The following is a 24019-nucleotide window of genomic DNA, read 5'->3' as shown; positions in this document are numbered from 1 at the left end:
GGAATCGACGATGGCGACCCTGCTGGTCCTGCATGGCCCGAACCTGAATCTGCTCGGCACCCGTGAACCCGGTGTGTATGGCACCACCACCCTGGCGCAGATCAACCAGGACCTGGAGCAGCGCGCCCGCGATGCCGGCCATCACCTGATGTACCTGCAAAGCAACGCCGAGTATGAATTGATCGATCGCATTCACGCTGCCCGCGATGAGGGGGTGGACTTCATCGTCATCAATCCGGCAGCGTTCACGCACACTAGCGTGGCAATACGTGACGCGATCATGGGAGTGAGCATCCCATTCATCGAAGTGCATTTATCGAACGTGCATAAACGCGAACCTTTCCGTCATCACTCCTACTTCTCCGATGTTGCGGTAGGAGTGATCTGCGGCCTGGGCGCCAGCGGATACCGCATGGCCCTGGAAGCCGCCCTGGAACATTTGGCCAAGAACGCCAAGCCTTGACCGGCACGGCCTGAACCGGCTGCCGAATTGCACCCTACAGACCCTTTGGGAGTTGATGATTAATGGATATCCGTAAAGTCAAGAAACTGATCGAACTGCTGGAAGAGTCCGGTATCGACGAACTGGAAATCCGTGAAGGCGAAGAATCCGTACGGATCAGCCGTCACAGCAAGACTCCAGCCCAGCCGTACTACGCGCCAGCTCCGGTTGCCGCCCCGGTCGCCGCTGCACCGGCCCCGGCCGCCGCACCTGCCGCACCTGCCGCCGACGCTGCACCTGCTGCGCCCAAGCTCAACGGTAACGCCGTCAAGTCGCCAATGGTCGGCACCTTCTACCGCACGCCTTCGCCGACCTCGCCTGCATTCGTTGAAGTGGGTCAGACCGTCAAGAAGGGCGACACCCTGTGCATCGTCGAAGCGATGAAAATGATGAACCACATCGAAGCCGAAACCAGCGGCGTGATCGAGTCCATCCTGGTAGAGAACGGCCAGCCGGTTGAGTTCGACCAGCCGCTGTTCACCATCGTTTGAACCAGGGAGACCCTGCGATGCTGGAAAAAGTCCTGATCGCCAACCGCGGCGAAATCGCCTTGCGCATCTTGCGTGCCTGTAAGGAACTGGGCATCAAGACCGTCGCTGTGCACTCCACGGCCGACCGTGAGCTGATGCACCTGGGCCTGGCGGACGAAACTGTCTGTATCGGTCCGGCCATCGCTACCCAGTCGTACCTGAACATTCCGGCGATCATCTCGGCGGCGGAAGTGACCGGCGCCACGGCGATCCACCCTGGCTACGGTTTCCTGGCAGAAAACGCCGACTTCGCCGAGCAGGTCGAAAAATCCGGTTTTGCCTTCATCGGCCCGAAAGCCGACACCATTCGCCTGATGGGCGACAAGGTTTCGGCCAAGGACGCGATGATCAAGAGCGGCGTACCGACCGTACCCGGCTCTGACGGCCCGCTGCCTGAAGACGAAGAGACCGCACTGGCCATCGCCCGCGAGGTTGGCTACCCGGTGATCATCAAGGCCGCCGGTGGCGGTGGTGGTCGCGGCATGCGCGTGGTGCACAAGGAAGAGGACCTGATTTCCTCGGCCAAGCTGACCCGTACCGAAGCCGGTGCCGCGTTCGGCAACCCGATGGTGTACCTCGAGAAGTTCCTGACCAACCCGCGTCACGTGGAAGTTCAGGTACTGTCCGATGGCCAGGGCAACGCAATCCATCTGGGTGACCGCGACTGCTCGCTGCAACGCCGCCACCAGAAAGTACTCGAAGAAGCGCCGGCACCGGGCATCGACGAGCAGGCTCGCCAGGAAGTGTTCGATCGCTGCGTACGTGCATGTATCGAAATCGGCTACCGCGGGGCGGGCACGTTCGAATTCCTGTACGAGAACGGTCGGTTCTACTTCATCGAGATGAACACCCGCGTACAGGTCGAACACCCGGTTTCGGAAATGGTCACCGGTATCGACATCGTCAAGGAGATGCTCAGCATCGCCGCCGGCAACAAACTCTCGTACACCCAGGATGACGTCGTCATCAACGGTCACGCACTGGAGTGCCGGATCAACGCTGAAGACGCCCGCACGTTCATCCCGAGCCCGGGCCTGGTCAAGCACTTCCATGCGCCAGGCGGCAACGGTGTGCGTGTCGACTCGCACCTGTACAGCGGCTACAAGGTCCCGGCCAACTACGACTCGCTGATCGGCAAGCTGATCACCTGGGGCGCCACCCGCGACGAGGCCATGGCCCGTATGCGCAACGCGCTGGACGAGATCGTGGTCGATGGCATCAAGACCAACATCCCGCTGCACCGTGATCTGACCCGTGATGCAGGCTTCTGCAAAGGCGGCGTCAACATCCACTATCTGGAACACAAGCTGGCCAGCGAGAAGTAATTCTCTGTACAGCGTGATGCGACAGATCTACAGACCCCGCCTCGGCGGGGTCTGTGCGTTTTCAGCCAGCGATCGGATAGCACTGCGACATCCGGACAGTTTGCCGAGCAAACCCTTCACAAGCTTTTGACGCAGACCTGAAGTAAACTGCGCGGCTTTCCTGTCATTTTCATAGGTACACCGCCATGCCATGGCTGCAAGTCCGCCTCGCCATCAGCCCGGAACAAGCCGAGACCTACGAGAACGCCCTGCTTGAAGTCGGCGCGGTCTCGGTCACGTTCATGGACGCGGAAGACCAGCCGATCTTCGAGCCTGAACTCAACACCACGCCGCTGTGGACCCACACCCACCTGCTGGCGCTGTTCGAGGCCGACACCGATGCCGATATCGCGTTGGCCCACCTGCGCCTGCTGACCGATGCCGAGCTGCCCGAACACAGCGCCGAAGTGATCGAGGATCAGGACTGGGAACGCAGCTGGATGGATGACTTCAAACCCATGCAGTTTGGCCAGCGCCTGTGGATCGTGCCGAGCTGGCATGCCGCACCGCAACCGGACGCCGTAAACCTGCTGCTCGATCCGGGCCTGGCCTTCGGCACCGGCACCCACCCGACTACCGGCCTGTGCCTGGAATGGCTTGACGGCCAGGACCTGAACGGCTGCACGGTACTGGATTTTGGCTGCGGCTCGGGCATTCTGGCCATCGCCGCCCTGCTGCTGGGCGCAGAGCTGGCGGTCGGTACTGACATCGACGTTCAGGCCCTGGAGGCTTCGCGCGACAACGCCGGACGCAACGGCATTGCTGCCGAACGCCTGCCGCTGTACCTGCCCGAGGCTTTGCCGGCCGAGCCTGCCGACGTGCTGGTCGCCAATATCCTGGCCGGCCCGCTGGTGTCTCTGGCGCCGCAACTGGCCAGCCTGGTCAAGCCGGGCGGTCGCCTGGCGCTGTCAGGCATCCTGGCCGAACAGGGCGAAGAAGTGGCGGCAGCCTATGCCGACACCTTCGACCTTGACCCGATCGCCGACCGTGATGGCTGGGTACGCATCACCGGCCGTCGCCGCTGATCGCTGCCTGAGCCGGAGCGCCGCATGACCGACAGTTTCGTCACCCAGTGTCCGCACTGCCAGACCAGCTTCAAAGTCAACCATGCGCAGCTGAGCGTAGCGCGCGGCGTGGTGCGTTGCGGGTCATGCCTGCAGGTATTCAACGCCGCCAAACAATTGCTGGAGCAGAGCCATCAGCAGCGCACCGCGCTCGCCCCTCTGCCCGCCCCCGCAGAGCCGGCAGCGCTGCCGGAGCCTGAGGCCGTCACTGAACCGGCACCGCAAGCGCCGCTTGAGCCGGCGCCCTTGGCCGCAGAGCCGCCCGCTGCCGTGCCAGTGGTTGCCGAACCTGTACCGCCGGCCATCAACGCCGCACCCGGCGAAGACTACTGGCATGTCAGCGAACTGGACCTGGACAGCCTGGACCTGGACGAAGAGCTGGCACGCCTGGAGCAACGTGAGATCCAGCTGGCCGAGTCGGTTGCCACTGTCGATGCACGCGCCCCGCAAGCAAACCTCAGCGCACGACGCGACGCAGCACCAGGCGAAGCCGGCGAGTGGATCGCCAGCCTGGCCAATGACGATGTCGAGCAATTGCCCGAAGTACATGCCGAAGTCATCCGCGCCAGGGAGCCAGAACCTGAGCCGGATGAACCGGACCAACCCATCATTGAACCCGCTGCCGCCAGCGAAACCCGTACCGAGCCCTCGCTGTCACTGAACAGCATCGCGGACGAAGACAAGGGACCGGATTTCACTGCACTGGAGCTGCGCAAGCAGCCGCCGGGGCATAGCGCCCGCCTTTCGGCGCTCGACGACGAAGACGAGCCGGCACCGGACGATGACGATCATGATCATGATCCGCGTGGCCGCAGCGAACCTGCCCTGCGTGACAAACCACTGGTGGACCTGACCGACGACCCGCTGCAGCTCGACTGGCAGCGTCCCAAGCCGCGCTGGGGCCGGCGTCTGTTATGGATAACCCTGATTACCCTGGCGCTCAGTGGCCTGGCCGGGCAGTACATCTGGTATCACTTCGATCATCTGGCCCGCCAGGATCAGTATCGCCCCTGGTTCCAGCAGTTGTGCCCGCAACTGGGCTGCAAGGTGCCATCGAAGGTCGACATCAACCAGCTCAAGAGCAGCAACCTGGTGGTACGCAGCCACCCGGAGTTTCAGGGCGCGCTGGTGGTCGATGCGATCATTTATAACCGTGCATCCTTTTCCCAACCCTTTCCGCTGCTGGAGCTGCGCTTTGCCGATACCAGCGGTCAGTTGATCGCCAGTCGTCGCTTCAAACCCGGCGAATATCTGTCAGGCGAAATGGCCGGCAAGGAAGAGATGCCACCCCAGACGCCGATCCACATTGCACTGGACATCCTCGATCCAGGCGCCAAAGCCGTGAACTACAGCCTCAATTTTCGCTCCCCGGAATAGCCTCTGCGGCCAGTACCGCGGTCCGGGGCAATCGGACGCCGCCCTGGCGTAACGAACAGTTGCCTGCATGATCGCTGCTGTTCGTTGGTAAAACCTGAAAAACCGAACGATTAGTGATAAGCATCGAGCTGTTCAGATTTTATCCAATTCAGCCTTTATCCAGTCATCGAGAGCGGGTATCATGCCAACCCTTTTTCAAACTCCCGGTTCGGTCTGGCCGCTGTGCAAGCAGTTGGACGGGCGAACCGTTGCAGACCGTGTGCAACGGTAATCATGCGGCCTGTGGATGATTCGGCCCCTTTATAGGTAACGCTATGTCGGTGGTACGCATCGGCCCATATACATTGCAGAACGGCTTGATTCTCGCTCCGATGGCGGGCGTCACCGACCAGCCTTTCCGTCAGTTGTGTCGCCAGATGGGCGCCGGGCTGGTGGTTTCGGAAATGGTCACCAGTGACATGAGCCTGTGGAACAGCCGCAAATCGCGCCTGCGCATGATCCACGAAGGTGATCCCGAGCCGCGCTCGGTGCAGATCGCCGGTGGTGATCCGCAGATGCTGGCCAGTGCGGCCCGTGCCAATGTCGAACTGGGCGCCCAGATCATCGACATCAACATGGGTTGTCCGGCCAAGAAGGTATGTAACAAGGCAGCAGGTTCAGCGCTGCTCAAAGACGAACAACTGGTGACCGAGATCCTGCACGCCGTGGTGGCCGCAGTCGATGTGCCGGTCACCCTGAAGATCCGCACCGGCTGGGACCGTGACAACAAGAACGGCCTGACTGTCGCGAAGATTGCCGAGCAGGCAGGTATCCAGGCCCTGGCAGTTCACGGGCGGACCCGTGCGGACCTCTACACCGGCGAAGCCGAGTACGACACCATCGCCGCGATCAAGCAGGCGGTGTCGATCCCGGTGTTTGCCAACGGCGACATAGATTCACCCGAAAAGGCCCGGTATGTGCTGCAAGCGACCGGCGCCGATGGTTTGTTGATTGGCCGGGCCGCTCAAGGGCGCCCGTGGATTTTCCGCGAGATAGAGCATTACCTGCGCACCGGCATGATCCTGCCCGCCCCTTCGCTGGTTGAAGTGGAGCAGATCCTGCTGGAGCACCTGACCGCCCTGCACGCGTTTTACGGCGATGTAATGGGCGTGCGCATCGCGCGCAAGCATGTCGGCTGGTATCTCGCAACCTTGCCGGGCGCCAGGGAGTTTCGCGCCCACTTCAATCGTTTGGACGATACGCAACAACAATGCGCCAACATCCGGGAGTTCTTCAGCCAAGGCTGTCAGGGCCCGGATAACGAAAATGAAGAAGAGGTGGCCGCATGACGATGATGACCGAGACTTTAGTGAGTGGAACAACACCCGTGAGCGACAATGTCAATTTGAAACAGCACCTGAACACGCCGAGCGAAGAGGGCCAGACCCTGCGCGGCAGTGTCGAGAAGGCGCTGCACAATTATTTCGCCCACCTCGAAGGCGCCAACGTCACTGACGTGTACAACCTGGTGTTGTCCGAAGTCGAGGCACCATTGCTCGAAAGCGTCATGAATTACGTCAAGGGTAACCAGACCAAAGCCTCTGAAGTTCTGGGCCTCAATCGCGGCACCTTGCGCAAGAAACTCAAGCAGTACGACTTGCTGTAAGCATTGCAGACCAACCAAGGCGACCCACCCACCGGTCGCCTTTTTTGCTGATTACCTTTAGCTTTGATGGAAATCGAGATGACCGACCAGACCACCCGCCTGCCGATCCGCCGCGCTTTGATCAGCGTTTCCGACAAAACCGGAATCCTCGAATTCGCCCGCGAGCTCGAAGCCCTGGGCGTGGAGATCCTGTCCACTGGCGGAACCTTCAAACTGCTGCGCGACAACGGCGTTGCGGCGGTTGAAGTGGCCGACTACACCGGCTTCCCGGAAATGATGGACGGCCGGGTCAAGACCCTGCATCCGAAGATCCACGGCGGCATCCTCGGTCGTCGCGGCACCGACGACGGCATCATGGGCGAACACGGCATCAAGCCGATCGACCTGGTGGCGGTTAACCTCTACCCGTTCGAAGCCACCGTTGCCAAACCAGGCTGTGACCTGCCGACCGCCATCGAGAACATCGACATCGGCGGCCCGACCATGGTCCGCTCCGCAGCCAAGAACCACAAAGACGTGGCCATCGTGGTCAACGCCAGCGATTACGCCAGCGTTCTGGAAAACCTCAAGTCCGGCGGTCTGACCTACGCTCAGCGCTTTGACCTGATGCTCAAGGCGTTCGAACACACGGCCGCCTACGACGGGATGATCGCCAACTATCTGGGCGGCATCGACCAGAGCGCCGAAACCCTGAGCACCGAAGGCCGTGGCCAGTTCCCGCGCACCTTCAACACCCAGTTCATCAAGGCCCAGGAAATGCGCTACGGCGAGAACCCGCACCAGAGCGCGGCGTTCTACGTTGAAGCAAAACCTGCCGAAGTCGGTATCGCCACCGCCACCCAGCTGCAGGGTAAGGAGCTGTCGTTCAACAACGTGGCCGACACTGACGCTGCGCTTGAGTGCGTCAAGAGCTTCGTCAAGCCAGCCTGCGTCATCGTCAAGCATGCCAACCCGTGCGGCGTGGCCGTCAGCCCTGACGACGAAGGCGGCATCCGCAAAGCCTACGACCTGGCCTACGCCACGGATACCGAATCGGCATTTGGCGGCATCATCGCCTTCAACCGCGAGCTGGACGCTGAAACGGCAAAAGCCATCGTCGAGCGTCAGTTCGTCGAAGTCATCATCGCCCCGAGCGTCAGCGCCGAAGCTCAGGCCGTGGTCGCCGCCAAAGCCAACGTGCGCCTGCTGACCTGCGGCCAGTGGGGCGAGCGTCAAGCCGGCTGGGATTACAAGCGCGTCAATGGCGGCCTGCTGGTACAGAGCCGCGACATCGGCATGATTACTCAGGCCGACCTCAAAGTCGTGACCCAGCGCGCGCCAAGCGAGCAGGAAGTGCATGACCTGATCTTCGCCTGGAAAGTGGCCAAGTTCGTCAAGTCCAACGCCATCGTCTACGCCAAGAACCGCCAGACTATCGGTGTCGGCGCCGGCCAGATGAGCCGCGTCAACTCCGCGCGCATCGCCGCCATCAAGGCCGAACACGCCGGCCTGCAGGTCGCCGGTGCAGTCATGGCCTCGGACGCCTTCTTCCCGTTCCGCGACGGTATCGACAACGCCGCCAAGGCCGGCATCACCGCGGTGATCCAGCCAGGTGGTTCGATGCGCGACGCAGAAGTGATTGCTGCCGCGGATGAGGCCGGAATCGCGATGGTGTTCACCGGCATGCGCCACTTCCGTCACTGAGTTATAAAAACGGCCGCACTGGCGCAGGCGTCTGCTGCGTTGGACGGGGCTGCCCCGATGCTCATTGCCATAAGGCAACTGCGCTCGGTCCAGCCCCATCCGCCTTGCATCCACCTACGCCATTGCGACCTCGTAATGCATGATCGCGTTACACCCCAGAATTTGCGTCATCGAGGTTTTTGAAATGAATGTTTTGATCATTGGTAGCGGTGGCCGTGAACACGCCCTGGCCTGGAAAGTCGCTCAGGATCCTCGCGTAGAGAAGGTTTTCGTGGCACCGGGCAACGCCGGCACTGCCACAGAAGCCAAGTGCGAGAACGTCGCCATCGACGTGCTGGCTCTGGAACAACTGGCCGACTTCGCCGAGAAGAATGTCAGCCTGACCATCGTCGGCCCTGAAGTACCACTGGTAGCCGGTGTCGTGGACCTGTTCCGCAGCCGTGGCCTGGACTGCTTCGGCCCGACCGCAGGCGCAGCCCAGCTCGAAGGCTCCAAAGCGTTCACCAAGGACTTCCTGGCCCGCCACAAGATCCCGACTGCGGACTATCAGAACTTCACCGAGATCGAGCCGGCCCTGGCCTACCTGCAGGAAAAAGGCGCACCGATTGTGATCAAGGCCGATGGCCTGGCTGCCGGCAAGGGCGTGATCGTTGCCATGACCCTGGCAGAAGCCGAAGCAGCCGTGCGCGACATGCTGGCTGGCAATGCGTTTGGCGATGCCGGCTCGCGGGTCGTGATCGAGGAGTTCCTCGATGGCGAAGAAGCCAGCTTCATCGTCATGGTTGACGGCAAGAATGTGCTGCCCATGGCCACCAGCCAGGACCACAAGCGTGTTGGCGACGGCGACAGCGGCCCGAACACCGGCGGCATGGGCGCTTACTCCCCCGCTCCGGTGGTCACCGCCGACGTCCACCAGCGGGTCATGGACCAGGTCATCTGGCCGACCGTCCGCGGTATGGCTGAAGAAGGCAACGTCTACACCGGTTTCCTCTATGCTGGTTTGATGATCGACAAGGCCGGTAACCCGAAGGTCATCGAGTTCAACTGCCGCTTTGGCGACCCCGAAACCCAGCCGGTCATGCTGCGCCTGCAATCGAGCCTGGTCTTGCTGATCGAGGCCGCTTTAGCGCAAGCTCTGGACAAGATCGAAGCGCAGTGGGACCCGCGCCCGAGCCTTGGCATCGTCCTGGCCGCCGGCGGCTACCCGGGCGATTACGCCAAAGGCGCCGCAATCGAGGGTCTGGACGCAGCAGCCAGCCTGCCAGGCAAAGTGTTCCACGCCGGTACCGCGCTCAAGGATGGCCGTATCGTGACCAGTGGTGGTCGTGTGCTGTGTGCCACAGCGCTGGGAGAAAGTGTCAGCAGCGCTCAGCAAAACGCCTATGCTCTGGCAGCGAAGATTGATTGGCAAGGTTGTTTCTATCGCAAGGACATTGGCTATCGTGCCATTGCCCGTGAGCGTGGTGAAGGCCAGCAATAAGGCCACCAGGCCGGCCCCTGACCGGGCCGGCCGGTTGTACTGGTCGCAGCAATACCGCGCATGTATTCAGGCATTCACACAGGGAAGGATTACGTCGTGCGCTGGCTCAGGATCGCCATAGCTTCAACCGCAAGCCTGCTGACCCTGTTTTTCATGCTGTCGGCCCATGCCGCTGCAACTACAGGCTGGTCGACTTTACTCGATGAAAAGGGCCACCTTTCAATTGCCGAGGTGCGCGCGGCGCATCAGCAGAACCAGTTCAGCCCACGCGAGCTCGACAGTATCACCGCCGCCAAACGTGACGGTGCCGTCTGGTTGCATTACCGTCTGACACCCGAGCCCCACGAACAACTGCTGCGCATCTTTGCGCCTGATCTGGCCAGTGCCGATCTATACGTATTCCAGGGCGACAGGCAGATCGATCTGCTGCGCACCGGCAATCTGATTGCCAAACAGAACCAGCGCCTGCCCGCCAATGACTTTCTGTTGCCGGTACCACAAGCCCAGACCCCTCTGGACCTGTACCTGCGCATGGTCTCCAGCCAGCAGATGCGCCCCAATATCACTCTGCAGCCCGCCATCGAAAGCGCCGCCGACGAGCGCGAGCCGTTCCTGTTCGGCCTGGTGTTCGGTTTGCTGGCCATGTTGATCCTGCAGAATCTGGCCCGCTACAGCCACACCCGTTCCCGTACCAACTTGTGGCTGGCCGCCTGCGAAACCTTGCTGGCGCTCAGTGCGCTATTGCTATTGAACCTGCTAGACCTGTTCGATGACTGGCACCTGCCACAGACCCCCGGCGCTCACGTGGCGTTGCTGCTGGCGGCCGTCACCGGGTTGATGTACACCTACTGCTTTTTTGCCCATCGCAAGTCCAGAGCTGTTGATCGCCTGCTGCTGATCGACGGCAGCTTGATGGTCATCGGCACCCTGTTGGTGTTACTGGTCGACGACCTGTCAATCAACCTGGTGACCTTCGTGCTGGTAGCCCTGACCACGGTGAGCATCCTCGGCATTTCAGTGCTGCACTGGATCAAGGGTTATCGGCCTGCACGCCTGTTCATGTTCTCGATGATCATCTTCAACCTAGGTTACATGGTGGTCCTGCCCGGACTGTTGTGGCTGAGCCTGATACCACCGCAGTGGCTGATTCTCACCCTCCTTGCGGTGTTCTGCGTCAGCGGCCTGCTGATGAACACTGCCCTTGGAGAACGTCAGCGCAACATCGTCGAGAGCAAGTTCAGCATCAGCCGCGACGAGGCGGCCAGCACCGCCGAGATCAACGCCAAAGCCGAATTCCTGGCCAAGATCAGCCACGAGATTCGCACCCCCATGAATGGCGTGCTGGGCATGACCGAGCTGCTGCTTGGCACACCGCTCTCGGTCAAGCAGCGCGACTATGTACAGACCATTCACAGCGCCGGCAATGAGCTGCTGACGCTGATCAACGAGATCCTCGACATCACCAAGCTGGAGTCCGGGCAGATCGAACTGGACGACGTACAGTTCGACATCAGTGCCTTGATCGAAGATTGCCTGAACATCTTTCGGGCAAAGGCAGAACAACAGAATGTCGAGTTGATCAGCCTGGTCCAGTCCCAGGTGCCAAGAGTGATCAGCGGTGACCCGACGCGCCTGCGCCAGACCTTGCTGAGCCTGCTGGAAAACGCCCTGAAGAAAACCGAGGGCGGCGAAATTCTGCTGGTCGCGGCACTCGACAATCGTGGCGGCAAGCCGCGCCTGCGCATTGCCGTGCAGGATACCGGCGAGCCGTTGTCGGGCGAAGAACGCGATGCCCTGTTGCACACTGAACTGCACAGCAAAAACTTCCTGGCCTCCAGCAAACTGGGCGGCCATCTGGGGCTGGTCATCGCCCGCCAACTGATCATCCTGATGGATGGCGAATTCGGCATCCAGAACAGCACCGGTCAAGGCAATACCCTGTGGCTGTGCCTGCCGTTGCCGGCGCACCTGCTTGAGCAGCCCACCCTGGACCTGGACGGGCCGCTCAAAGACGCCCGGGTACTGGTGGTCGATGACAACGACACCTGCCGTAAAGTGCTGGTGCAACAGTGCTCGGCGTGGGGCCTTAACGTCAGTGCCGTGGCGTCCGGCAAGGAAGCCCTGGCCATGCTGCGCACCAAGGCGCACCTGCGTGACTACTTTGACGTGGTCCTGCTCGACCAGAACATGCCCGGCATGACCGGCATGCAGTTGGCGACCAAGATCAAGGAAGACCCGAGCCTCAACCACGACATTCTGCTGATCATGCTCACCGGCATCAGCAACGCGCCGAGCAAAATCATTGCCCGTAATGCCGGGATCAAACGCATATTGGCCAAACCGGTGGCCGGTTATACCCTCAAGACCACCCTCGCCGATGAGTTGACCCAGCGCAGCAAGGGAACCGCGTATGTCGCACCGTCAGCACTGCCGTTGGCGGCCGCGCCCATCGACGTACCGGGTGACTTCCGCATTCTGGTGGCCGAGGACAACAACATCTCCACCAAGGTCATCCGCGGTATGCTGGGCAAGCTCAACCTCAAGCCCGACACTGCCAGCAACGGCGAAGAAGCCTTGCGCGCCATGAAAGCCCAGCGCTACGACCTGGTGCTGATGGACTGCGAAATGCCGGTGCTTGATGGTTTCTCGGCGACCGAGCAACTGCGCGCCTGGGAAATGGGCAACCAGCGGGTGCGCACGCCCATCGTGGCCCTTACCGCACACATTCTCACCGAACACAAGGATCGCGCCCGCCAGGCTGGCATGGACGGCCATATGGCCAAACCCGTGGAGCTTTCGCAATTGCGCGAGCTGGTCGAGTACTGGCTGGCACAGCGCGATCGCACCCGGGCCAAGACGACTGAAGAGAAGGTCTACCAGCAGAACTGACCCTGATAGACTGAGCACATTCTCCCTGCCTGAGCGCCCGCCATGCTTCATGTGCTGTCCAGCGTTTACCTGAAAATGTTAGTGCTCTACAGCCCATTTTTCGTCCTGTCCTGCTTCATCAGCCTGACCCGTGGCCACTCGCGCAAAGAGCAGAAGCGCCTGGCCTGGAAGGTGGCGCTGGCGACCCTGGTGTCCAGCGTGCTGCTCTACCTGTTCGGCCGGGTGATCTTCGATGTGTTCGGCATCACCGTCGATGCGTTCCGGATCGGCGCTGGCACGGTGCTGTTCATTTCCGCGCTGGGCATGGCGCAAGGCAAGTCGGCGGTGCAGACCGATAATATCCAGCAGGACGTGAGCATCGTGCCGTTGACCATCCCCATCACGGTCGGGCCCGGCACCATCGGTGCACTGCTAGTGATGGGCGTCAGCCAGCCGCACTGGAACGACAAGATCTCAGCCGTGCTGAGCATTGCCCTGGCCAGCTTTACCGTGGGTCTGGTGCTGTTCATGGCCAACCGTATCGAGCGCCTGCTCGGTGAGCAGGGCCTGCAGATTGTCAGCCGCCTGATGGGCCTGTTCGTCTGCGCCCTGGCTGCACAGATCATTTTTACCGGGATACGTGGTTATCTGGTCGTCACCTAAAGCTCGACACGAGTGATGAAAGCGCGGCTCTTGCCGAGCAGATAAGTGCACACCCCCTCGCGCCGCGGCGCGAAACGCTCCGGCTGGAAGTGATAGGCAGCGCCCTTGAAGTGCAGGATCAGGCGTCGGCCGCTGGCGGCATACTCGTCGACATTCAGCCGTAAACTGCACAGCAAGGCCGACAAGTCACGGTTCGCGGTACTTACACAGGGCATTATCTGAAAACTGCCCAACCGAACTCCAGAAAGGCCACGGCCTTCGAAGAACGCTTGCGCCGCCTCGATCACCTCCAGCCTGGTGAATGAGTCACGCACCAGCTCTGCGAGGCGCTGCATGACCTGTGGATTAGCGATTCTGAAACTTGCCCGGTCAAGGTCTGCCACTGTGCCGATCACCAGAGAGTCGCCGGCCACCACCCCACGGGGGACGAACCCCAAGCCTTCCAGATGCTGCCGGTAAGCGTGAATCCAGCTGTGCCACTGGCTCTGAAAGTCGTACAGATGGCCAGCACGTTGCTGGGCATACAGCAGGGCGTCCTGGATATCCTCCCGATGTGGCTGTGCCACACCGGGAAAGAACGCGAGCAGGCTGTCTATGTCACCCAGACGGCAGACAAAGTCAGGCGCACTCACGCTTTACTGCCCAGGCTCAGTACCGGCAAGACAAGCCCGGCCCGGCGGTCATCAAGCTTGCGAAAAAGCGCTTCACGACGTTCCCGGTATAAAGCCTCGCTGGACAACAACAGCCGATGAAAGCTGAATCGGATGTTGCCCTTTACCTGAGCCGGGCTCCAGGGTCCGAACAGACTGTCGCGACTCAACGGGCTACGGCACTCAAAGTGCAACTGCAACAGGGTCAAGCTTTTATCCCTGTCCAGCAGCCCCACCTGCATCGCCTGGGCGGTCGCACCGGGGTCCAGCACCTGGTTGGCAAATACCGTGAAGGCGGCCTGCTGCAATGAGCACTGTTGCAATGCCTTCTCGCCACCCTCAACGAGCGCCTCGCTGACAAAGGCCGGGCGTAACGCCTTGGCCCAGTCCCAGAAAGTGGCAGACTCCTGGCAGGGGGCCGGCTCTACGAAATTAAGACTGCCCTGATAATCCCATCCCAGGTAAATCGCAGCCTCCAGCCAAGCCTTTTTCCAACGCTCATGATCAGTCAGCCTGGAATGTTTTTTCGAAGCAAACAGTTGCGTATACAGCGCAGCGTCAATGACATCCGTGTCAGACCGATGATTGCCGAAAAACAACAGGCATCCCGCACTGACCATCAAACTGTGGTTTTGCAGTTCCATGAGCCGCCCCCAGCCAATCTGGCTGTCAGATCTCGAATGCCGCGATGTTGGCACGGGCGCCCTTGCCCAGTTTGTCCTCTACATCGCCTTTGACACGCTCATAGTGCCGGCGATTGAAGACCAGGCCACGATTCGCACCATAGATCTGCGCTTCACCGTCGCTCCAGCGAAAGCCCAGGACCGACGTCATGTTGCGCTTGATTCTGAAGTTGACGGTGGCCAGCGTGATATAGACCTCACCGTCTTGCGCCTCATGGCAAGTGCCGACCCGAAAGTTGGCGCCTTGTTGTGATTTGCTCTTTTGCTCGAATAACTTGAGTGGCCCTGGCTGACTGGAAAACCCCTGAATCAACTGGGTGGCAACCTCCAGCAACTTTGCACCAGCAGCCCCAGGCAAGGCTGCCGTAGCAATCGCCGAGGCGAGCATTTCCAGAATCAGTTTGTCCATGCTCAGGCTGGCACCGCCAGACTGATAATCACGGTAGCCCATATCGTGAACCGGCCAGCCCAGATTGAGCAGAACGTAATTAAAAGCCCCGAACCAATCCTTGTTTTCGGTTTCGATATCATGAGCGTTATTGGCAACCAGGGTCGCTAACAACAAACAATCCAGTACATCCTTGCGAACCTCTGCGCTGGTTCCTGGCGTGAAGACCATCAGGCCGCCTTCAACTACTGCACCGCTGCCAGCCCCTTCAACAAGGTGCTGTGCAACCTCATTACCGCCATCGACGGCCATCCTCAGCGCGGCCGACATCGCCCCGTGTGCAGTGCTCGACGGTGCTTCGCACTGCCCCAGCTCACAGTTGGCAATAAACGCTTGAACACTCTGCAGCGACAGCTCATTAAAGTTTTCCATAACGTCTAATCCTTTTAGTTCCTTGTAGTTAAATGCCCTCTCGGACAACAACAAGGTAGCACCAGCCGTTATAAATACTCCATCCTCTCAATGAGCCAGCATCCGAAAACAAAACACTAAAAAGCGATTTAACAAACAGACAACACGACAAAGGCGTCTTTTTTATCCACAGAACATTAATCAACAAAAACAACACATTACAAAACACTTAGCAAAGAAAGAGAAAAATCTTACAAAACTAATATTTAGAAAAATTACAACCCCCTACAACTCTCCCGCCTGCAGGCCACCCATTTAAAGATGAGCTTTCCTACGAGCCGCGCCTACCAGACGACGGCTCGTTACCATTGATTCAGGGTTTGCTGCCATACCAACGCGGCGTATACACCCACTGCCCGCCATCGGCCCGAGGGAAGGTGCAGGTGGTCGACGAGCCGACCAGCACCATGGTGCGCATATCGACCATCTCGGGGGTCAGTTCGCCCAGGCTCACGACCCGCAGGCTCTGCCCCGGCCGGCCAATGTCGCGGCCCAGGGTGACCGGGGTCTGCGCACTGCGATGCTGACGCACGATCTCCAGCGCGCGGCCCAGTTGCCAAGGTCGCGAGCGGGAGATCGGGTTGTAGAAGGCCAGCACCAGATCAGCCTGGGACGCCAGCTCCAGGCGCTGCTCGATGATCGACCAGGGCTTGAGGTTGTCCGACAGCGACATCACGCAGAAGTCATGCCCCAGCGGCGCGCCGGCCTGCGCCGCGGTGGCCAGGCTGGCCGATACGCCGGGCAGGATTTCCAGCTCCACGCCCCGCCAGTCAGCGCGGGCCGGATCGTCGACGACTTCGTGCAAGGCTTCGAGCACTGCAGCGGCCATGGCGAACACCCCAGGGTCACCGGACGAAACCACCACCACCGACCGCCCCTGGGCAGCCAGTTCGAAGGCGTGGCGAGCACGCTGCATTTCTTCGCGGTTATCGGTGTTGTGCAGCACTTGATCGTCGCGAAAAGGCCCGGCCATGCGCACGTAGGTTTCATAACCCAGCACATCGTTGGCGCGGGCCAGTTCGGCCTGCACCGCCGGGACCATCAGCTCGCGGGCACCGGGGCCCAGGCCGATAACTGCCAGCCGGCCACGACCACGCCCGATGCGCTCTACATTCAGTGGCTCGGCGCCGATGCCGATCAACAGCCCGGCCTGCGCTGCGCTGTGCAGGCTAACCCCGCTCAATTTCAGACGCTCGGCATTCGAGGCGCCGGTCACGTAGCGCACCGCGACCTTCAGCTCGGCGGCCGCCTGATGCAGCAATGGATTGGCCATTTGTGCGTCATCGGCGAGCAGGCACGCCAAAGCCGGCGCAGCAATTGCGGCGGCGCTCAGCGCCTGGTTCACTTCGCTTGCCAGCTGTTCGGACACCCGCTCGACCGCCACCAGCACGTTGCGCGGATAAATCAGCAACTCGTCGGCTGCGGCTTCACGTTGCAAGTGGCTGACATGGATGCTCCGGGCCGCCTGCGCATCATGGGGCAACGGCACCTTATCGAGCCACGGCGCCTGCCCCTCGACACGCACGCTTTGCCCGGCCAGCAAATCAGAGACAAAGCGCTTGCCCTGCTCCAGATCCGCCAGGGCATAGCCGGCCGGTGGATTGAGCAGGCAGGTGCCAAAGCGCAGTTCGCCACTGGTGGTGATGGCCGGTGCCACCGCCAGCGCAGCAGCGATTTCCCGGGCCAGGCCATTGACCCCGGCCAGGCCACCGAGCAGCGGCACCACGGCGCTGCCGTCCTCGGCCACCGCCAATACCGGCGGCTCGGCGCCCTTCTCCAGCAGCAGCGGCGCCAGGGTGCGGATCACGATGCCCGCCGCGCACAGGGCAATGATTGGCGAGCCTTGTCGGTACAGCTCGCGCAGGGTGGCACCAAACTCGGCATACAGCCGGTCCGCCCCCTGCACCCGGCCGTCGAGGCCATGGATCAACGCGCCGGGGAACACCTGCTGGATGCGCTGCGCCGTGGCCAAGCTGCCATTGCCGAGGATGACAATCGCTGGAGGTGTCTGGGTCATCAGCCTTGCCACCTTTCGCCCGGTACGATGATCAGCGAGAAGTACGGCGACGACATCGGGTCGACGTCATCCAGTGCCACGATCTTCTGGTTGGCCATGGTCGCGCGCTCGACATACAGCGCCCGCCCGGCCAGCCCCAGTTCTACCAGCACCTGACGCACCTTGGGAAAATTGCGCCCCAGTTTCATGATCACCGCCGCATCGGCATCGCCCAGCTTGCGCTTGAGCTCTTCATGGGGCAGCACGCCGGACAGTACCGACAGGCTCTGGTTGCGATACACCAGCGGCACGCCCAGCACCGAGGCGCCGCCGAGCATCGAGCAAACGCCGGGAATCACTTCAGCCACATAACGCTCGGCCAGCCGATCGTGCAGGTACATGTAAGAGCCGTAGAAGAACGGGTCCCCCTCACAGATCACCGCCACGTCACGACCGGCGTCCAGATGCGCCGCCACCTCGACACTGGCCTGGTCGTAGAAATCGCTGATCACCTGCTCATAAGACAGGGGGGCCGGCAGCGCTTCGGTGGTTACCGGGTAGACCAGCGGCAATAAGGTTTGCGCTTCTTGCAGGTGCGCCTCGATGATGCCGAAGGCGTTGCCTTTCTTGCCCTTGGCCACGAAATACGCCACCACCGGCGACTCGCGCAGCAGGCGCAGCGCTTTGACGGTAATCAGCTCAGGATCGCCGGGGCCTACGCCCAGCCCGATCAGACGGCCACGCTGCTGCATCATTCGACCTCCGTGGCCAGGGCATTGACCGCCGCCACCGCCATGGCGCTGCCACCGCGCCGGCCTTTGACAATCACATACGGCACGCCGCGGCTGTCGGCCGCCAACATGTCCTTGGACTCGGCAGCACCTACGAAGCCCACCGGAAAACCAATGATCAGCGCCGGCTTCGGAGCCCCGGCGTCGAGCATTTCCAGCAGGTAGAACAATGCGGTCGGCGCGTTGCCGATCACCACTACACTGCCCTCCAGGTGTTCGCGCCAGTGCTCCAGAGCCACGGCCGAACGGGTATTGCCCAGCGCTTTGGCCAGCTCCGGTACACCTTCGTCGTGCAATGTGCAGATGATCGGGTTATTGGCTGGCAGCCGCGCACGGGTGATGCCCTCGGACACCATCCGCGCATCGCACAGAATCGGCGCACCGGCGGCCAGTGCCTTGCGGCCCGCCGCACCTGCACCTGGCGAGAAGCGCAGGTCTTCGACCACATCGACCATGCCGCAGGCATGAATCACTCGCACAGCGAGCTTTTCCAGGTCGGCGGGAATGGTCTCCAGCCGCGCTTCAGCGCGGATGATCGCGAAGGAGTTGCGATAAATCTCCTGACCATCGCGGATGTAATCAATCATGCAGGGTGCTCCGTGTGTCGGCGGCCAACAGTGCGCCGACGGCTTCAATAGTGAGATTGCGCGCCCGCAGCACACCGAACCCCGGGTGCTGCGCATTGCGCTGATAAAGATCGTAGTGCCCCGGCGCCACCGCCAACAGCGTCAGCGGCGCCACATGGGCGGCGGCGCAGGAGCGCTGGCAGCCGGTCAGGTGCAAGGCGGTATCGGCAGGCAACTGCGCAGCCAGGGCCAGCGCGTCGCCCTTGGTATCGGCCAGGCCTTTGGCGCAGCCCTGCGAGCCGATGCACGCCATCAGCCGCGCCAACGGCTGCTCGGCGCTAACGGTCAAGCCGAGCCCCTGCAAGGCCTCGAGCACCGGCACGGCATTGCTGGCAGGCACATTGGGCAGCAACAGACTCTGCCAGGGGGTCAGGTGCAGGCTGCCATCGCCCAGCCGTGCAGCCAGCTGCGCCACGGCGCCGAGCAAGCATGAATCAAGCCGTCCAAGCGCAGGGGCGGCGCCGACCGCGACCACGCCATCCTGCAACTGTGGATAAATCCCCAGATGCCGGTACGCCTCGCGAGTCGGACGCTGCCAGCCGCTGACCTGGCGCCATTGCACCGGCAAGCGCGCCTGTAGCTGGCCCAGTAACTCAGCCGCTGGAACATCCTGCAGAAGGTGACGCATGCGCGCCTGCTCCGGCCGGGCCAGGTCAAGAAACAGCTCCAGTACCGCGATCACCAGAGCATGACCGTGCTCCAGCGCCACAGCCGCCAGCGGCGCATCGTGCGCCGGGCAACCCGCCAGCCCAAAACCGAGCCAGACCTGGCCGTCGAGGCGCAGCGCCGACAGCCACAGGTCATGGGGATGCTCCAGCATGGCCAGTCCTTCGCCGCCGTCCAGCGAAACGGCGAACTTGGGCGACAGGGCGTGCAGGTGTGGCATATTTTCCAGCGAGGCGAGAATCTGCGCTGCCAGTGGCCGGGTGTCGCAGAGCATCTGCGGGTCGAGCCCGGCACTGGGGCTGAGCATCAGGTTGCGCACATCGTCACTGGCCGGGTTGGCCGGTCCGAGACCGGCGCCCAGCAGTTCGCCGATCAGCGCCTGATGCTCAGCGCCAATGCCGCGAATCTGCAGGTTGGCGCGGTTGGTGACCTCGATCACGCCCTGTGCATAAGTCTGCGCCGCTGAGGCCACGGCCTGCGCCTGGGCGGCACTGAGCACCCCGCCGGCCAGCTTTATCCGGCAGATCCCACCATCGCGCGCGGCGACGATACGCAACAACCCCGGACAAGCCGAGGGACGAGGCGTAACGAAGCAAGGGCGAGCGGACTGCGGCTCGTTCAAGGATTCACCGATGTGCGTGTATACAAGTGGCTGGCAGCGCTGCATTCGCCGGCAGAGCCGCCTCCCACAGACTTGTGGGAGGGAGCCCTGCTCGCGAACGAACGCAGTGCCAGGCGCTGCCAGAAGCCATGACGGGCAATGTGCCTGTCAGGCGCGCTATTATGCCTGCTTTGGCGACAGGCTTCATAAGGCGCTCTGTCGGAAGTTCGAATCGAGGTATTCAGATGTCACCCTGGCTGACCGTCGTGGGAATCGGTGAAGACGGCTACAAGGGCCTGGGCCGCAATGCCCGGCATGCGCTGCTCAATGCCACCGAGGTGTTCGGCAGTACCCGGCAACTGGCGTTGCTGCCGCCGTGCATCGGTGCCGCCCGGCAGCCCTGGCCCAGCCCCTTCTCGCTCAACGCGGTGCTGGAGCGCCGTGGCCAGCCGGTGTGCGTGTTGGCCAGCGGCGACCCGATGCTGTATGGCGTGGGGGTCAGCCTGTCGCGGGTTGTGGATAAAAGCGCAATGACCGTGCTGCCGGCGCCGTCTTCCTACTCACTGGCCGCCGCACGGATGGGCTGGGCGCTGCAGGATGTTGTCACCCTGTCGGTGGTCGCCCGGCCGCTGACGGCGCTCAATGCGCACCTGCATCATGGCCTGCGCCTGCTGGTGTTGAGCAACGACGGCAGCAGCCCTGCCGCGCTGGCTGCACTGCTGCGCGAACGCGGCTTCGGCCCCAGCCAGATCAGCGTGCTGGAGCATCTGGGCGGCCCGGCCGAGCGTCGAGTCGATGGCATCGCCAACGAATGGCAAAACCCGGACATTGCCGCCCTTAATCTGGTCGCCATCGATTGCCGCATCGCCGCCGACACCTTGCGCCTCAGCCCGCTGGCCGGGCTGCCGGATCAGGCTTACCTGCATGACGGCCAACTCACCAAACGCGATGTACGCGCGGTGACCCTCGCCCACCTGGCACCGGTACCCGGCCAGTTGCTTTGGGATGTCGGCGCCGGCTGCGGCTCGATCGGCATAGAGTGGATGCGCGCCCACCCGACCTGCCGCGCCATCGCCATCGAGGCCGATGAGGGGCGCCAGCAGTTGATCGAGACCAACCGCGACAATCTCGGTGTACCCGGCCTGCAACTGGTGCGCGGTACAGCCCCCGACGCACTGGCCGGCCTGGAGCGCCCGGACGCGATTTTCATTGGCGGCGGCGTGACCCGCCCCGGCGTGCTGGAGACTTGCTGGGAGCACCTGCGCCCCGGCGGGCGGCTGGTGGCCAATGCCGTGACCTTGCAAAGCGAGATGGCGCTGCTGAACTGGCGCGAACGCCATGGCGGTGAACTGACCCGCCTGCACGTCGCCCAGGCCAAGCCACTGGGTGAGTTCGACACCTGGCGCCAGGCGCTGCCGATCACCCTGCTGGACCTGGTCAAACCCTGATGCGCGAAGAAACCGCTGAACAACCCGCGCCCCTGCGCAGCGGCCTGACCACTGGCAGCTGCGCCACGGCCACCAGCCTGGCGGCGGCGCGCCTGCTGCTGGGCGGGCAAGCCTGTGATGCGGTTGAGATCACCTTGCCAAAAGGCAAACAGGTGCAGCTGCGCCTGGAGTTCTGCCGCCTGCTGGAAGACGGTGCCCAGGCCGGTACGATCAAGGATGCCGGTGACGACCCGGACGTGACTCACGGCGCCTTGCTGTTCGCACACGTGAAGTTGCTCAGCGAGCCAGGCGTGCGCTTTATCGCAGGCCCAGGCGTGGGCACCGTGACCCGACCGGGGCTGGTGCTGGCGGTGGGTGAGCCGGCCATCAATCCGGTGCCGCGGCGGATGATGACCGAGCACTTGCAGCGGCTGGCTGACGAGCAGGGCTACAACGGCGGCTTCGAAGTCACTATTGCGGTCCAGGGCGGTGAACAGCTGGCCCTGAAAACCATGAACCCGCGCCTGGGCATTCTCGGCGGGCTGTCGATTCTCGGCACCAGCGGCATCGTCCGGCCGTTCTCCTGCGCGGCCTATATCGCCTCGATCCAGCAGGGCATCGATGTCGCCACCACCAACGGCTATCAGCACATCGCCGCCTGCACCGGCAACGCCAGCGAAGACACCATGCGCCGGGTCTACGGCATCCCGGACATCGCCCTGATCGAAATGGGCGATTTTGTCGGCGCCGTGCTCAAGCACCTGCGCAAAGTGCCTGTGGATAAATTGAGCCTGTGCGGCGGCTTCGGCAAGATCAGCAAACTGGCCGCCGGGCACATGGACCTGCACAGTCGCCATTCGAGCATCGACCTGCCACAACTGGCGCGCTGGGCGGCCGATGTGGGCGCCGACACCGATCTGCAACAGCGCATCATCGCAGCCAACACCAGCCAGCAGGCCCTGGCCATGTGCAGCGCCGCCGCCGTACCGCTGGGCGATACCGTATGCCGCCATGCCCTGACCTTCGCCCGTAGTGTGGTGCCGGCCAGCGTCGAGGTGGAAGTCTTCGCCATTGATCGGCAAGGCGGCATCGCCGGCCACGCACAATAAGGACCCCCATGAAACGCATCCTGCTGCTCGGCGGCGTCGCCGAGGCCCTGGCCATCGCCCGCACTCTGGGGCCGGCGCATATCTACAGCCTGGCCGGTGTCGGCCGGGTGCCCAATGACCTGACCTGCCAGCTACGGGTCGGCGGCTATGGCGGTGCCGAAGGGCTGGCCCAGTTCATTCGCGACCAGGGCATCAGCCTGCTGCTCGATGCCACCCACCCCTACGCCGCCCAGATGAGCCGCAACGCCGCAGCCGCCGCCCAGCTGACCGGCATCCCTTGCTGGGCCTTGCGCCGCCCGGCCTGGCAAGCCGGGCCGGGCGACGACTGGCGTGAAGTCGCCGACTGGCACGAACTGATACGCGCCCTGGCGCCCTTCAAGCGACCGCTGTTCACTCTGGGCCGCGAGCCGTTACAGCATCTGCACGAAATCCCCGAGCAGCAGTTCTGGACCCTGCGCGCACTGGACAGCGTGCCTGGCAATGATCGCTGCGAAATCATCGCCGCTCGCGGCCCGTTTCAGTTGGAAGAGGAACGCCAGCTATTCGAACGACGCGGCATCGATGTGCTGATCAGCAAAAACAGCGGCAGCCAGTCCACCGAGCCCAAACTGCAGGTGGCTCGCGAGCGCCGGATACCGGTGCTGGTACTCAAACGGCCTGAGTTGCCGGCGGTGGATCGGGAGTTGGGGAGTGTCGCCCAGGTAATTAAAGCACTCACAATCTGAGGAGCGCCTTTAAACACTACCTGCTGGCTGGGCACCTGTCGGCGCTAAGCACGCCAATGTTTTTTGAGGCATCCTGAAGTGCCCACGCCTGACGTACTGGATGTTTGCATGATGCCAGCAGCGGCGCAGCCAAACACCCGGTTGATCCGATTGCCTACACTGGCGACTTAAACCACGCCTAAAGCCCGTGCACATTGAAGCCGCCCCATAGCAATACGGCAAAGATCAATCCACTGCGCAATGTTTTGCCCGCCTCGGAAATTGTGCACCAAGCACCGAATAGCTCGTCATCAAGATTGAGGCGATCAGCAATCCGGAAAAAACACTTTATAGAATTTCAAAAAGCGATTGGAAGCGGTGTCAGAAGTGCCTTCCATCATGTTGACTACCTTGGATAGGGTGGATTGAATTCCGTTAATTGCAGTCATTAGGGAGGCCAGCAAAACATTGATATCAGCAAGCTCATGCAGAATGCCGACGCCCGCTTTGAGTTCCAGTTGTGCCAGAACCGCATCATAACGAGCGCGAGCGAGCTCGTGGTGGGCCTGACATGGCTACTTTGCACCTGCAACACATCAATGCTGACACGCGCCCTTCTTCATAGCCTAACCGGTTGGACTCCACTGCCACTTTCGCCAAACGCTTGGCCGCTTTCAACGCCCGAACCTGTGCTATACCGGGCAACAGTCCTGACCAAGCATCCCGTCGCC

General features: G+C 62.1%; 20 protein-coding genes and 2 pseudogenes. 14 read left to right on the top strand and 8 right to left on the bottom strand.

Going from position 1 to position 24019, the window contains the following annotated elements:
* Positions 1–10 precede the first annotated feature (10 nt).
* The 11 genes from aroQ (at position 11) to PSCI_RS12220 (ending at position 13176) form a co-directional block, all read left to right on the top strand.
* Positions 11–463 (top strand): type II 3-dehydroquinate dehydratase, encoded by a 453-nt coding sequence (aroQ, locus tag PSCI_RS12270; RefSeq protein WP_045486985.1) that lies wholly within the window; start codon positions 11–13, stop codon positions 461–463.
* A 62-nt stretch (positions 464–525) separates the two neighbouring features.
* Positions 526–993 (top strand): acetyl-CoA carboxylase biotin carboxyl carrier protein, encoded by a 468-nt coding sequence (gene accB / locus PSCI_RS12265; protein ID WP_045486982.1) that lies wholly within the window; start codon positions 526–528, stop codon positions 991–993.
* 17 nt (positions 994–1010) lie between these two features.
* Positions 1011–2357: an acetyl-CoA carboxylase biotin carboxylase subunit gene (accC, locus tag PSCI_RS12260; RefSeq protein ID WP_045486979.1), complete on the top strand. Its 1347-nt coding sequence runs from the start codon at positions 1011–1013 to the stop codon at positions 2355–2357.
* Between the two features lie 185 nt (positions 2358–2542).
* Positions 2543–3421, top strand: a complete 879-nt coding sequence (gene prmA, locus PSCI_RS12255; protein ID WP_045486976.1) for a 50S ribosomal protein L11 methyltransferase — start codon at positions 2543–2545, stop codon at positions 3419–3421.
* A gap of 24 nt (positions 3422–3445) precedes the next feature.
* Positions 3446–4837, top strand: coding sequence for a DUF3426 domain-containing protein (locus PSCI_RS12250; RefSeq protein WP_045486973.1), 1392 nt, complete (start codon positions 3446–3448; stop codon positions 4835–4837).
* A gap of 314 nt (positions 4838–5151) precedes the next feature.
* On the top strand, positions 5152–6165 hold the full coding sequence (dusB, locus tag PSCI_RS12245) for a tRNA dihydrouridine synthase DusB (protein WP_045486970.1): 1014 nt from the start codon (positions 5152–5154) through the stop codon (positions 6163–6165).
* Positions 6162–6482 carry a DNA-binding transcriptional regulator Fis gene (fis, locus tag PSCI_RS12240; RefSeq protein WP_045486967.1) on the top strand — a complete coding sequence of 107 codons (321 nt, stop codon included), beginning with the start codon at positions 6162–6164 and terminating at the stop codon, positions 6480–6482. Before dusB ends, fis begins: the two co-directional genes overlap by 4 nt.
* A gap of 78 nt (positions 6483–6560) precedes the next feature.
* Positions 6561–8165 carry a bifunctional phosphoribosylaminoimidazolecarboxamide formyltransferase/IMP cyclohydrolase gene (gene purH / locus PSCI_RS12235; protein WP_045486964.1) on the top strand — a complete coding sequence of 535 codons (1605 nt, stop codon included), beginning with the start codon at positions 6561–6563 and terminating at the stop codon, positions 8163–8165.
* 184 nt (positions 8166–8349) lie between these two features.
* Positions 8350–9645, top strand: a complete 1296-nt coding sequence (gene purD, locus PSCI_RS12230) for a phosphoribosylamine--glycine ligase (RefSeq protein WP_045486961.1) — start codon at positions 8350–8352, stop codon at positions 9643–9645.
* A gap of 96 nt (positions 9646–9741) precedes the next feature.
* On the top strand, positions 9742–12534 hold the full coding sequence (locus PSCI_RS12225; RefSeq protein ID WP_045486958.1) for a hybrid sensor histidine kinase/response regulator: 2793 nt from the start codon (positions 9742–9744) through the stop codon (positions 12532–12534).
* A 42-nt stretch (positions 12535–12576) separates the two neighbouring features.
* A complete protein-coding gene (locus tag PSCI_RS12220; protein WP_045486955.1) occupies positions 12577–13176 on the top strand; it encodes a MarC family protein in 600 nt (199 codons plus the stop codon).
* On the opposite strand, the gene PSCI_RS12215 is transcribed toward PSCI_RS12220, so the two are convergent.
* From PSCI_RS12215 to cobG, 8 genes and pseudogenes are all read right to left on the bottom strand, one after another.
* The gene (locus PSCI_RS12215) at positions 13173–13808 is read right to left on the bottom strand and encodes a hypothetical protein (protein WP_045486953.1); all 636 of its coding nucleotides are present in this window, start codon (positions 13806–13808) and stop codon (positions 13173–13175) included. The genes PSCI_RS12220 and PSCI_RS12215 overlap by 4 nt on opposite strands.
* Entirely contained in the window at positions 13805–14470 is a 666-nt protein-coding gene (locus tag PSCI_RS12210) for a hypothetical protein (RefSeq protein ID WP_045486950.1), read from the bottom strand. The genes PSCI_RS12215 and PSCI_RS12210 overlap by 4 nt, the downstream gene beginning before the upstream one ends.
* A 25-nt stretch (positions 14471–14495) precedes the next feature.
* Positions 14496–15383, bottom strand: a complete 888-nt coding sequence (locus PSCI_RS12205) for a hypothetical protein (protein WP_144403239.1) — start codon at positions 15381–15383, stop codon at positions 14496–14498.
* 298 nt (positions 15384–15681) lie between these two features.
* A pseudogene (gene cobJ, locus PSCI_RS30175) lies at positions 15682–16491 on the bottom strand (precorrin-3B C(17)-methyltransferase); the annotation flags it as partial.
* A gap of 95 nt (positions 16492–16586) precedes the next feature.
* Positions 16587–17385 (bottom strand): annotated as a pseudogene (locus tag PSCI_RS30170) (precorrin-3B C(17)-methyltransferase); the annotation flags it as partial.
* Positions 17385–18116 (bottom strand): precorrin-2 C(20)-methyltransferase, encoded by a 732-nt coding sequence (locus tag PSCI_RS12195; protein WP_045486942.1) that lies wholly within the window; start codon positions 18114–18116, stop codon positions 17385–17387. The gene PSCI_RS12195 and the pseudogene PSCI_RS30170, both read right to left, overlap by 1 nt.
* A complete protein-coding gene (locus PSCI_RS12190; RefSeq protein WP_045486939.1) occupies positions 18116–18742 on the bottom strand; it encodes a precorrin-8X methylmutase in 627 nt (208 codons plus the stop codon). Before PSCI_RS12190 ends, PSCI_RS12195 begins: the two co-directional genes overlap by 1 nt.
* Complete coding sequence (gene cobG / locus PSCI_RS12185) at positions 18735–20069, bottom strand: precorrin-3B synthase (RefSeq protein WP_231906408.1); 1335 nt, start codon at positions 20067–20069, stop codon at positions 18735–18737. The genes PSCI_RS12190 and cobG overlap by 8 nt, the downstream gene beginning before the upstream one ends.
* Before the next feature lie 224 nt (positions 20070–20293).
* On the opposite strand from cobG, the gene PSCI_RS12180 reads away from it, so the two are divergent.
* Genes PSCI_RS12180 through PSCI_RS12170 form a run of 3 tightly spaced genes read left to right on the top strand, consistent with a single transcriptional unit; the run spans position 20294 to position 23309 of the window.
* Entirely contained in the window at positions 20294–21496 is a 1203-nt protein-coding gene (locus tag PSCI_RS12180; RefSeq protein ID WP_045486932.1) for a bifunctional cobalt-precorrin-7 (C(5))-methyltransferase/cobalt-precorrin-6B (C(15))-methyltransferase, read from the top strand.
* Positions 21496–22584: a cobalt-precorrin-5B (C(1))-methyltransferase gene (locus PSCI_RS12175; protein WP_045486929.1), complete on the top strand. Its 1089-nt coding sequence runs from the start codon at positions 21496–21498 to the stop codon at positions 22582–22584. The genes PSCI_RS12180 and PSCI_RS12175 overlap by 1 nt, the downstream gene beginning before the upstream one ends.
* A gap of 8 nt (positions 22585–22592) precedes the next feature.
* The gene (locus tag PSCI_RS12170) at positions 22593–23309 is read left to right on the top strand and encodes a cobalt-precorrin-6A reductase (protein WP_045486926.1); all 717 of its coding nucleotides are present in this window, start codon (positions 22593–22595) and stop codon (positions 23307–23309) included.
* Positions 23310–24019: the final 710 nt, after the last annotated feature.

Source organism: Pseudomonas sp. StFLB209 (assembly GCF_000829415.1).
Classification (GTDB): Bacteria; Pseudomonadota; Gammaproteobacteria; order Pseudomonadales; family Pseudomonadaceae; genus Aquipseudomonas.
This window is presented reverse-complemented; position numbering and strand designations above follow the sequence as displayed.